Annotated in this window: 9 protein-coding genes; 5 read left to right on the top strand and 4 right to left on the bottom strand. The window is 57.5% G+C overall.

Annotated elements, in window-relative coordinates:
• Positions 1–74: 74 nt before the first annotated feature.
• Positions 75–1,022 carry a DUF4357 domain-containing protein gene (locus NA8A_RS23705; protein WP_009452981.1) on the bottom strand — a complete coding sequence of 316 codons (948 nt, stop codon included), beginning with the start codon at positions 1,020–1,022 and terminating at the stop codon, positions 75–77.
• A 97-nt stretch (positions 1,023–1,119) separates the two neighbouring features.
• Here NA8A_RS23705 and NA8A_RS23710 point away from each other — a divergent pair, with 97 nt between their 5' ends.
• Genes NA8A_RS23710 through NA8A_RS23715 form a run of 3 tightly spaced genes read left to right on the top strand, consistent with a single transcriptional unit; the run spans position 1,120 to position 6,147 of the window.
• Positions 1,120–2,688: a type I restriction-modification system subunit M gene (locus NA8A_RS23710; RefSeq protein ID WP_009452982.1), complete on the top strand. Its 1,569-nt coding sequence runs from the start codon at positions 1,120–1,122 to the stop codon at positions 2,686–2,688.
• A complete protein-coding gene (locus tag NA8A_RS25610) occupies positions 2,685–3,287 on the top strand; it encodes a restriction endonuclease subunit S (protein WP_009452984.1) in 603 nt (200 codons plus the stop codon). The genes NA8A_RS23710 and NA8A_RS25610 overlap by 4 nt, the downstream gene beginning before the upstream one ends.
• On the top strand, positions 3,205–6,147 hold the full coding sequence (locus NA8A_RS23715) for a type I restriction endonuclease subunit R (RefSeq protein WP_240532851.1): 2,943 nt from the start codon (positions 3,205–3,207) through the stop codon (positions 6,145–6,147). The genes NA8A_RS25610 and NA8A_RS23715 overlap by 83 nt, the downstream gene beginning before the upstream one ends.
• Positions 6,148–6,314: 167 nt before the next feature.
• Here the strand turns inward: NA8A_RS23715 and NA8A_RS24520 are convergent, their stop codons facing one another.
• A complete protein-coding gene (locus NA8A_RS24520; protein ID WP_009452986.1) occupies positions 6,315–6,920 on the bottom strand; it encodes a hypothetical protein in 606 nt (201 codons plus the stop codon).
• 231 nt (positions 6,921–7,151) lie between these two features.
• On the opposite strand from NA8A_RS24520, the gene NA8A_RS23730 reads away from it, so the two are divergent.
• Entirely contained in the window at positions 7,152–7,724 is a 573-nt protein-coding gene (locus tag NA8A_RS23730) for a recombinase family protein (protein ID WP_009452988.1), read from the top strand.
• Between the two features lie 293 nt (positions 7,725–8,017).
• On the opposite strand, the gene NA8A_RS23735 is transcribed toward NA8A_RS23730, so the two are convergent.
• Together NA8A_RS23735 and NA8A_RS23740 are read right to left on the bottom strand one after the other, a co-directional pair.
• On the bottom strand, positions 8,018–8,506 hold the full coding sequence (locus NA8A_RS23735; protein WP_009452989.1) for a hypothetical protein: 489 nt from the start codon (positions 8,504–8,506) through the stop codon (positions 8,018–8,020).
• Positions 8,507–9,733: 1,227 nt separating this feature from the next.
• Complete coding sequence (locus tag NA8A_RS23740; protein ID WP_009452990.1) at positions 9,734–10,726, bottom strand: integrase; 993 nt, start codon at positions 10,724–10,726, stop codon at positions 9,734–9,736.
• A gap of 258 nt (positions 10,727–10,984) precedes the next feature.
• On the opposite strand from NA8A_RS23740, the gene NA8A_RS23745 reads away from it, so the two are divergent.
• Positions 10,985–11,836 (top strand): HAD family hydrolase, encoded by an 852-nt coding sequence (locus tag NA8A_RS23745; protein ID WP_009452991.1) that lies wholly within the window; start codon positions 10,985–10,987, stop codon positions 11,834–11,836.
• The last annotated feature ends 143 nt before the right edge of the window (positions 11,837–11,979 follow it).

The raw sequence follows: 11,979 nt of genomic DNA on the forward strand, positions 1-11,979 counted from the left end.
GTGCCGGCGCGGCGCACTAGATAGCGGCAGAAGGGGCGCAGCAATCCTGCGCAACGGGCCGCTCCGTAGTGGCCTCACTGTGCCGGATCTTCAAGGGCTTGCCCTGCCGCTACCATCCCAAGAACGGCGCCCAACGGCACGCCATCACTCTTTCTCATCCAGTCGATGTATCCGGTGGAACTCCTGCCTTTGACGAGTGCGGAGGCCGGGGAAGGCTTTGAGAAGGGTATATCGCGTGAAAGTTGAAGGTAATCTCCATGGTCGACCAGATCACCCTCCGCGATCAGTTGATCCCGAAGCTTCCTGACATTCGCTGGCAGGCTTTCAGTCACCTTCGCATTGATCTTTGAATCCTGCAAAAGTGTATATGCGCCATTCTCATACCGCAGAAACGCGTGGTCATCAGGCCGCCTGGGAAGCATCGAGTAGAGGTCCAAACGCAGACCAGTGATCTCGCTGGGCTGCGCATCAGTCTGTTTCGTCGACGGAGATACGGATGTCCGTTCTTGAACCGAGAACAGATCATACCCCAACGCTTCGAGAACGTAGATCGTGTTGCTCAGATACGTTCGCATGGTCGCGATGTCTGCGCGTGGCAAATTCGAGCCGGTGGGTTTATTCGTGTTGGCCACGACAACTTTACCGCGGTTACCCTTCAGGATGGACCACAACTCAAGTTCGAGCCATTTGACATGTGCTCGCGTCAGAGCGTCATCCTTGCTGGTGAAAATCAGAAAGGAGTCGAAGTCGATGGGGAACTTTCCGGTGAGGTAGCGCTGGGAAAAATCATCGCTTTCACCGACATAGATTTCCGGTAAGTCGTCATCTGCGCTCGAGCGAATAAGCAGATAAACGCAGGAGCGACTAAGAACCTCGGCCTCAAGAGCTTTCTTGAAAAACTCCGGCTGTCCGGTGATTGCAACACCAGTCCAGTTGTCGAGCTCCACTGTTCGCAGGCTTCGCGGATCCTGTCCGGTGATGAATATCTTTACAACTCGGCCGGCCGGCTCTTCAGAACTCATTCAACCCCACCACAATTTCGATCCCGCATGCATTCTGTAGCATGGAGCTATGGCTTAGTGTCAAAAGTGATTCGAAAGAGATCTGGAATACGCAAACATGCTCACAGGTGAAATTCGCTCGAAGGTCGATCAGGTGTGGAACGCCTTCTGGGCGGGCGGGATTGCCAATCCGCTCGAGGTGATCGAGCAGATCACCTATCTGCTGTTCATGCGCGGGCTCGACGACATCCAGACACGCGAAGAGAACAAGGCCAACATGCTGGGCCAGCCGATGGAGCGGGTGATCTTTCCTGAAGGCGTCTATCGCACCGTGCGTGATCACGAGACGGGCAAGATCAAGGAAGAGATCACCTATGCCATGCTGCGGTGGTCGCATTTCAAGAACGATGACCCGGCGCGCATGTTCTTCATCGTGTCGGATAGCGTGTTTCCATTCCTTCGCGAAATGGCGGAAAAAGGCACGGCTCATGCCGAGCACATGAAAGGCGCGCGCTTCACCATCCCGACGCCGGGCCTGCTCGCCAAGGTGGTCGACATGCTGGCGGACCTCCCGCTGGAGGATCGCGACACCAAGGGCGACCTCTACGAATACATGCTGAGCAAGATCGCGTCTGCGGGACAGAACGGACAATTCCGCACCCCGCGCCATATCATCCGGCTGATGGTGGAATTGACCAAGCCGACGCCGCAGGATGTGATCTGCGATCCGGCGAGCGGCACCTGCGGCTTTCTGGTCGCCGCCGGCGAATATCTGCGCGAGCATCATTCGAAGCTGTTCATGGACAAGTCGCTCAACCGGCATTTCCATGACACGATGTTCCACGGCTACGATTTCGACCAAACCATGCTGCGCATCGGCTCGATGAACATGCAGCTTCATGGCGTCGAGGGCGCCGATATCCGCTACCGGGATTCGCTTTCCTCCAGCCATGGCGACGATGCCGACAGGTATTCGCTGATCCTCGCCAACCCGCCTTTTGCCGGCTCGCTGGACTACGAGACGACCGCCAACGACCTGCTCGCCATCGTCAAGACGAAGAAGACCGAGCTTCTGTTCATGGCGCTGTTTCTGAAGCTCTTGAAGCCTGGCGGGCGCGCGGCGGTGATCGTGCCGGACGGCGTGCTGTTCGGTTCGTCCACCGCGCATAAGGCGATCCGCAGGATGCTGGTCGACGATCACAAGCTCGACGCCATCGTTAAGCTGCCGTCAGGCGTGTTCAGGCCCTATGCCGGCGTGTCGACTGCGATCGTCTTCTTCACCAAGACCAATTCCGGCGGCACGGATCACGTCTGGTTCTACGATCTGCAGGCCGACGGCATGAGCCTGGACGACAAGCGCCAGATGTTGGTGCCGGAAGAAAAATTCGGCCCGGTGCCAAGGGAGAAGCTCACCGCAGGCGAGCACGCGAAGAACAATCTGCCGGATGTCGTCGCCCGTTGGACGGAACGCAACGGCACCGAGCGCGATAACCCGCGCACCGGCCAAAGTTTTACAGTGACGCGCGAGGAGATCGCCGATGCCGGCTACGACCTGTCGCTCAACCGCTACAAGGAAGTGCTGCATGAGGTGGTTGAGCATCGGCCGCCGAAGGAGATCATTGCGGAACTGCTGAAGCTGGAGGACGAGATTGCGGCGGGGTTGAGGGAGTTGGAGGGGATGCTTTGAATATTCCTGTTGCTCGCCTTGGGGAACTGGTCAAAATTCGTGGTGGCGGCACACCTAGCAAAGATATTCCCGAGTATTGGGACGGCTCGATACCATGGGCTTCTGTCAAAGATTTCAAGACAACCGACATCACCCAAACAGTTGACAGCATAACGGAGGCAGGCGTTGCTAATTCTGCCACCAGTGTAATACCTGCGGGCAGTATCTTGGTGCCGACCCGCATGGCCGTCGGCAAGGCAGCAATTAATGCCGTGGCTATGGCAATTAACCAAGACCTAAAAGCGCTGTTTCCGACTCCTGGTGTATCCGTCCGATACCTTCTCCATGCGTTGCTGGCGAACGGTCCCTTCCTAGAGCGCATGGCGACGGGAGCGACAGTTAAGGGCATCACTCTCGACGTCTTGCGGTCTCTCGAGATCCCCCTCCCCCCTCTCGATGAGCAGAAGCGGATTGCGGCGATCCTGGATAAGGCCGATCAACTGCGCCAGAAGCGCCGCCACCCGTATGAAGGGCGAGATGGAGGCGAAGGACGCCGCCTTCGAGACCATGCTACGCGACAAGGCCAATCTCGACGCCGAACTGAAGCGCCTGCGCACTGAGGTGGCGGCCGCCCGCCGCGAGAACGAGGCGCGGCCCGATCATCACGACTATTCCGAAGCTGAGACCCGCGACCTTTATATCGACCTGCTTTTGAAGGAAGTCGGCTGGAAGCTCGACCAGCCGCGCGACCGAGAGTTTCCGGTAGACGGCATGCCGAACAATGAAGGCAAGGGTTTCGTCGACTATGTGCTGTGGGGCGACGACGGCAAGCCGCTGGCGCTCATCGAGGCCAAGCGCACCAAACGCGATCCCCGCGTCGGCCAGCAGCAGGCCAAGCTCTATGCCGATTGCCTGGAAAAACAGTTTGGCCAGCGGCCGGTCATCTTCACATCCAACGGCTACGAGCACTGGATCTGGGACGATACGGCCTATCCGCAGCGCGCCGTTTCCGGCTTCTATATGAAGGACGAGCTGGCGCTGATGATCCAGCGGCGCACCAGCCGCAGGCCAATCGCGGGGCTTCCCGTCAACAAGCAGATCGCCGGTCGCTACTACCAGACCCGCGCCATCTCCCGCGTGGCGGAGACCTTCGAGAGCCACAAGCAGCGCAAGAGCCTGCTGGTGATGGCGACGGGCTCCGGCAAGACGCGCACGGTGATCGCGCTGGTCGATCTCCTGATGCGCGCCGGCTGGGTCAAGCGCGTGCTTTTCCTGGCCGATCGGGTAGCGCTGGTGAACCAGGCGGTGAAAGCTTTCAAGACGCATCTGCCCGACGCCTCACCGGTCAATCTCGTGACGGAGAAAAACGCCGAAGGCCGCGTCTTCCTCTCCACCTACCCGACGATGATGAACCTGATCGACGAGCGCAAGGCTGGCGAGGCTCGTTTCGGCGCCGGTCATTTCGATCTCGTGATCATTGATGAGGCGCACCGCTCGGTCTACCAGCGCTATGGCGCTATCTTCGACTATTTCGACAGCCTGCTGGTCGGCCTGACTGCCACGCCAAAGGATGAGATCGACCGCAACACCTACGGCCTGTTCGATCTTGAGGACGGCGTGCCGACCGATGCCTACTCGCTCGACAAGGCGGTGGAGGACGAATATCTCGTGCCGCCGCATTCGGTCTCCGTGCCGCTGAAGTTCCAGCGCGAAGGCATCCGCTACGACGATCTCTCCGACGAGGAGAAAGAGCAGTGGGACATGCTGGAGTGGGACGAGGAGGATGGCGACCCACCCGACAGCGTGAACGCCGAAGCGATCAACAAATGGCTGTTTAACGCCGACACTGTCGACAAGGTTCTGGCCCATGTCATGACCGAAGGGCTGAAGGTCGCCGGCGGCGATCGGCTCGGCAAGACGATCGTCTTCGCCAAGAACCAGAGCCACGCGGAATTCATCGAGGAGCGCTTCAACCGCGCCTATCCGCACCTGGCCGGCCACTTCGCCCGCGTCATCACCTTCAAGACCGAGTATGCACAAAGCCTGATCGACGATTTTTCCAAGAAGGACGACAACCCGCACATCGCCATCTCCGTCGACATGCTCGACACCGGCATCGACGTGCCGGAGGTGGTCAATCTCGTTCTGTTCAAGCTGATCCGCTCAAAGACGAAGTTCTGGCAGATCATCGGTCGTGGAACACGGCTTTGCCCCGATCTTTTCGGTCCCGGCGAGGACAAGGAGTTCTTCCGCGTCTTCGACTATTGCCAGAACCTCGAATTCTTCCGCCAGAACCCGCAGCCTGACGAGGGCAAGAATGCAAGGAGCCTGAACGAACGCCTGTTTGCCGCCCGCTTCGATCTGGTGCGGGCGCTCGACGAAAAGCATAGGGCCGATGTTACCGGCATGTCCGAGCCGGATCAGGAGGGCTATGACGCCGGTGACGGCAAGCCTCTCGACGAGCCCACCATCCGCGACGACGCGCTGGAATTCCTCAAGACCTACGTCGGGGCCATGAACCTCGACAATTTCATTGTTCGGGGTAAACGCAGGCTTGTCGAGAAATACCAGACCGAGAAAGCCTGGACGTCTCTCACAGATGAGGTTCGCGAGGAACTGGTCGGCGCAGTCGCTCCACTGCCGAGCCAGATAAGGAGCGAGCTGGAAGAAGCGAAGCGCTTCGACCTCTTGATCTTCAATCTCCAACTGGCGCTGCTCAAGGGTTCAAAAAGCTTCGACCGGTTGAAAAAGCAACTGATCGAGATCGCTTCTGCACTGGACGAACAGACGGCGATCCCGATCATCGCAGCCCAGCACCCGCTAATCCTAGAAATCCTTTCCGATCCCTGGTGGGAAGGCATCACGGTGCCGCTGCTCGAACGGGTGCGGTTGAGGCTTCGCGGTCTCGTGCAGCATATCGAGAAGGGCAAGCGCAAGATCGTCTACACCGACTTCGAGGACGAGCTTGGTGCGAGCGCAGAAATCGATCTGCCGGAGGTTGGTGAGGTCGATTTCGCCCGGTTCAAGCGCAAGGCGCGGCATTTCCTGCGCGAACACGAAGATCACATCGTCATCGCCAAACTTCGTCATGGCAAGCCGCTGACGCCGATCGACATAGAAGAGCTTCAGTCCATGCTGCTGGTTGCTGGAATAGGTGACGCAAAGCATCTGGAGAAGGCCACGGAAGTCGCCAGTGGTTTTGGCGCCTTCGTTCGTTCGCTGGTTGGCCTCGACCGCTCCGCAGTTGCGGAAGCGTTCTCCGGTTTCATTTCCGACAGCGGAGCTACTGCCGACCAGATCGAGTTCATTGACATGGTGATCGAGCACCTGACGGAGAAAGGCATCATGGATCCCAGCCTGCTCTACGAAAGCCCCTTCATCGATGTCGCACCGGAAGGGCCGCAGCAGGTCTTTGACTTCGACAGGACAAAGAAGCTCGTGGAAGTTATCAGAGGGTTGAACGAGAGCGCCGCAGGGTAGCTGTGTTTGACACAGAGATGCTCACTGACTGGCTCCAGTGTGTTCTCTGCTGTAGGGACTGCAGCGGTAGCATTGAACCAGCCGGCGAGCACTCCCTGCGTTGTGGTAGGTGGCGTTGACCCTAACATGGGTCTACCGATACCTGTTCCGGATTGATGGACCGGTCCTCAAGCGCGAACCGTCTTCTTACTCTCGACGATCACGCGAAGCCGACCATACCATTGATCCAGGTCACGAAGGATTGGTTGGATTTGCTGCGGGTCAACGCCGGTGCCAGGGAAATCCAGGAAGAATAGCTCTTGAACGGGCGTCATCATGTCGTTTGCATAGAGCTTGATCGATAGCTTCTCGATTTTGCTCTCTTGGCGCTTAGAACCAGATAGACCGCCGACAATAAGCCCGGCAGGCCCGAGCAGAACACCGCCTACCGCAGCGCCTGCAATCTGACTGCCACGCTGCGTCTTGATCACCGAAGCGCCATCTCGGACAAGCTCGACGGCCATAAGATCAGAGAATCCATATACCGATGGTTTGGCCTCCAACTGCCTCAGCTTCATCGGATTAAGCAGCACAGCGATCTTTTCACGGTCGATGTCGATCGCAATCGCATTCTTGCACATGGAAGATTTGTAGCTAACCGAGGGCGTGAAGTCTGGAATAGCGTTGAGCTGCTCTTCCATCCGGCTTTCCGCTGAATTTCCAGGCATGACGGACAGCATGAACACCACCATGAGTCCCAAGCCAACCAGTGCGATAATGACTGAGATACTCATTGTCCCTCCCTCGCGACGACAAGATATTGCCGCACGAAAGGGAACCCCTCCGTCATAGCTTCACTGCTGGGGGCTGAATTCTTGTAAGTATCTGATTTCCTAAGGGCCTGCTTCACGGTCAACAGAAATCCCCTGTCCGCACAAAAGGGTTCCTTTTCGTCAAGCCTCTGCCGGGTATCATCTCTTTGAAAATGCACCGAAATCCCTACCTCTCGGTGCCGGCAGGTGGACATGGAAATGATCGGATACGCTCGCGTTTCGACCAGCGAGCAAAACCTTGACCTTCAGCTGGCAGCGCTCCAAGCCGCTGGCTGCTCGCGGGTTCATACGGATCAAGGGATTTCGGGTGCCGATTTTGAGCGACCTGGTCTCGCCGCAACTCTCGATGAGTTGTGCCCCGATGACACCCTGGTCGTGTGGAGGCTGGACCGGCTAGGGCGATCATTGATCGATCTTATTCGGCTCGTCACGGATCTCGGTGCCCGTCAGGTCGAGTTCCGGTCGCTAAGCGAAGCGATCGATACTTCATCGTCCGGAGGGCGGCTGCTGTTTCACCTTCTCGCTGCGATGGCGGAATTCGAGCGCTCGCTGATTAGCGAGCGAACGAAAGCTGGGATGGCGGCTGCTCGGGCTCGGGGTTGCAGGATCGGCCGGCGACCGGCGATGACGCAGCGTCAGGAGGCAAGGCTTGCTATCGAGCACGGAACAACCTCGATCGAGGCGGTCGCCACGCAATACGGCATCCATCCCCGCACGGTGCTGCGCACGTTGAAGGGGAGCCGGCACGAAGATGCTGTTGGTTGACTCACAGGAGCTCGCTGGCTGGCTCTGGTGCGTTCAACGCTACAAAAGGTTGCGTGAGCATCGGATCGAGCCGGTGAGCTTCCCTGATCCTTCCTGCAGTTCTCTGGCCAATCCTCGGCGTCAATGCAAGTCCGTGCGCAGCCGGCGAGATCCTGCCTTGACGCGCACGCGAGGCTTTTCGAGCGGTGACTGCTGATAGGGGAACCGATCCACTGCCCAGATGATGTTGGACCGGCGCTTTTGATACTTCTCGACCATCGCGCGTAGGCGCTGCCTCAGTTCGGGACTCAACGTCAAAACATCCCCCACTCGATGTCACCGCAACTGGAGGGGGCCGGAATGTCGCTGTTACCGACTGCAAGCTGAGGTTTTGCACGCTCACGCCTCTTTCTTGCGTTCGCGAGTTCGCGGACATGAGCCTTCCTTTCTTCCTCGGTCATCTTGGACAAGTCAGCCCTGGGGCGCTTCGGAGCATCAGCCTCGGCGCGATAGACCTGCTGACGCTCACGATGGCACCGCAACTCGTAATCGCGACGAGTTTCGTGAGGCTGCTGAGGAAGATGGTTGTGACGTTTATAGCTGCGAACCGTCTTTCCCTCGGCTTCCCGTGCTGCCCGGTATTTCTTGCGAGATTCCGCAGCAGACGCGGCCGCTATCTGCTCGTGAATATAGTTGCGGCGATTTTCCTGCCACGCCTCAATATATGCCTTCAGTCCCGGCCTGATGATGCCGGTCGTTTTCTGCGACGTGCCGGTAGGAGGGATGGGTTCAAAGTCACTCATTTTGTCATCCTCTGAGATGGGTATGAGTGCTGTATAGCGAGAATGAAATAGGAGTGCTTCAAGTCGTGCGCGCCGAGATTCTGTCACGTTTTCGGTGCTTTTTCTCCCTATAGCTGTATGTATATATGTATCTTTATAGAATTGATATAAGTTAGAAGAAAGCATTGGAACCGTGACCTCGAAACAGACGCAGAGATTACTCGCGCCTCCGGCGCTCGCCTGCGCGGCCCTTCGGGCCTTGCCCACTCGCTTCGCTCGTGATCCGGTTTTAAGATTTCCGTTCCGGAGAGGTTCTAGCCTTCCGGTAAAGCTAAAATTCTACCAGCAATAGCAGAATGTGGTTCTCCGAGCCGGTGATTCCTTTTAGACGGTATGGTCGTCGAATACCCTCACACCAATACAGGCTCAGCGCTCAGGGGCGGTCGTCGGTGCGTTCCAGACCCCGGCTTGGCGTCGGACAGCGCCACACGCACGGAGCGCGCCAGGGACTCTCTATGTCGATTTCTGCGGCATGGGAGGATTGGGGCGGGGATGTGCGGTGGTGACCGGATCCATCCCCATCGAGGTCGGCATTTCCCTCTAGGACATCGTGCTGCTCAGCGCAGTGAGGCATCCCTGATCTGGCATGCCGCAAACCTCTACCCTCCAAGATCGGTGTGCAGGAGGATTCGCGGTATTCGTTCGAGCGCGCACAACATGGAGCGGCGCTTTCCAACATCGTCCGGTATCCTTGCGGGATATCTGCGTGTGTTCGGTCAAGGCTGACACAATCAGCAACCCGTCGCGACCTCCGGCCTTGGATGCTCTCGTCCAGACCTCGCCAGGGTTCGGATCGACTGCTGGACCGAATACATATTGACCCTTGTGTCACAAGGCTTTGCGAGGCTGGCGGGGTAGATGCATCTACGAAAGCGACAGCGCGGAAGATATCTATTCTGTATCCGGACGATGGGCGTAGAACTTCACGGCAAGCAGCGTTTGTGGTTCAGGTATTTGAGCGCACTCGATGTTGGCACATCGGCAAAATTCACGGAATGGCTCTGAAAACGACAACATTTTGGAAAGAAACCGCAACATTGTGTTGCGGTTTGACGCCCTAAATACCTATTTTTGTTGTCACTGAGAGGCGTCCGAAGGCCATTTCGCGGTGTTTTCAGCTCGATATGTTGACAATGTTGTCAAACCTATGGGCGAATGACAACATGGCGTTGCGTGCAGGACGTGCATCTATCCGAGACGTTCGACCAAGTCTTCGGCGCGAAGATGGCTATAGCGCCTGAGCATCCGCAATTCCTTGTGTCCGGAAATGCTGCTCACTTCCATGACATTCAATCCACGCTCGAACAGACGGCTCACCGCTTCGTGACGCAGATCGTGGAAACGAAGATCGGCAATCGCTACCCGTAGAAGCAGGCGACGCCAGGCTTGCTCCAGAGCGCCAGCAGTCAGAGGAAAGATTGTAGATACATCTATCAGCGCGGCCTCTTTCCAGTCCATGAGTGCTTGAAACGCACGCTGTGACAGCGGCACCTCGCGACCCTCACCATTTTTGGTCATGTGCAGCATTGCGACACGACGATTGTGCGAGATGTCGCTCCACCGCAGCCCGAGCAGTTCGCTACGGCGCATCCCGGTCTCGATGGCAACGATGAGCAGCGTCTTGAGGCACGGAGTCTTGCCTGTGTCGCAGCCATCCAGCAGGCGCTGTTCCTCGTCGCCCGTCAGTCGGCGGCTGCGCTCGTTGCGTATCACGGGACGGCGCACCATCTTCACGACGTTTCGATTGAGAGGCAGCCCCCAGTCACGGATGGCGACCTCGACCACATGGCTGAGGATCGCGAGTTCTCGCACCGCGGTAGATGCAGCTACGCTTTGTAAGCGTTCATCGCGGAACGACGCGATATCCTGCTGCGACAGTCCGACCATCGTTCGATGGGCAAGTTCGTGACGCCGCAGCACGTCGATCCGCTGGACCTCCTGGAGGGAGCCGCGCTTGGTCGGCGACACCTCGCGCTGGTAGCGTTCGAGCAGATCACCGAGCGTCGTGCTTTCGAGGATTTTGGTATCCGGTGCGGATCCGAACCGATCGACCTGGGTTTCCAGATCACGCGCCCACTTCTCGGCTTCGAGCTTGCTATCGAAGCTCTTCGCACGAGGCTTCATGCCGCGCCGACGCACCTGCGCCTGCCAGCGCCCCCTGAGCTTCCGGATCGTTGCCATGCGAGACCTCCAACGGGTGTTGATGGTCTCGCGTAGGATGCCCCCAGAGGGGTGCCAAGGATTATCCCGGCACGATCAGTCGAGCCCAGGCAGCGCCAGTTGCGCATGCCCCGCTCCCTAGCGCAAACAGCATGGAAGCATTGTCTCGACGATCTTAATGATCGGTGGTGAAATGCTTACGCTGTTTCGAGACAATGAACGGCGAAGGGAACAACGTTCAGACCATTCATTGACGGGTGTGTGAACAAGGGGGCTACTATGAACGAGCAGACAACAACCAGGGCGGCCATTGTCTACGATTTCGACGGAACACTCTCGCCGGGATCGATGCAACAGCATTCATATTTACCGGAGATCGGATATGCTGATCCTTCGCAATTCTGGGAGGAAGTGAAGGAAGAAACCAAGCAACAAGACGGTGATGAAATTCTCGTCTACATGCAGATGATGGTGAGAAAGTCGCGTGAACCTGTGACGCGCCAACGTTTGAGGTCACACGGATCAGCGCTTCCCCTGTTTGACGGCGTGATCTCTTGGTTTGATCGCATGAACACTTTCGCAGGAGAGCAGCGAATCTCTCTCGAACATTATGTTGTTTCGTCGGGACTGCGTGAAATGATAGAGGGGTGCTCAATCAGAGAGCAGTTCGCAGCAATTTTCGCGTCAGGTTTCGCCTACGACCATGATGGTCGGGCAATCTGGCCGTCTGTGGCGGTTAATTACACCAACAAAACGCAGTTCCTTTTCCGCATCAACAAAGGGATCAGCAACACCTGGGACAATGTCGCTATCAATCGATGGGTGCCAATGTCGGAGCGCGCTGTTCCGTTCGAGAGAATGATTTTCATCGGTGATGGCGATACCGACATCCCATCAATGAAAATGGTGCGCTTCCAGGGCGGTTGCGCTATCGCCGTGTTCGATCCGGGCGAATGGCCAAATCAGACGACGCAAAACAAGATCGGGCGCCTCATCGCCGAAGACCGGGCGAATTATGTCGCTCCTGCGGATTATTCGGAAGGCGGACAACTCGACGTTACTGTTCGAGGCGTCCTGGGCCGAATTGCACGCGAGGCTGGGTATCGTCCGAATGCTGGTGAAACTAGTTAATTTGGTTAGCGACGTGCCGACATTGTGGCCCTTACGAGCGGCAATCTATGAGGGCGCTGGTGTTGCTGACCATCTTAGACGAATAGCAGCTGCGGCTTGCCTTGCTGGGTAAGGGAATTTTATGGCGGAGAGGGAGGGATTCG

The organism is Nitratireductor indicus C115, from assembly GCF_000300515.1.
GTDB lineage: Bacteria > Pseudomonadota > Alphaproteobacteria > Rhizobiales > Rhizobiaceae > Nitratireductor > Nitratireductor indicus.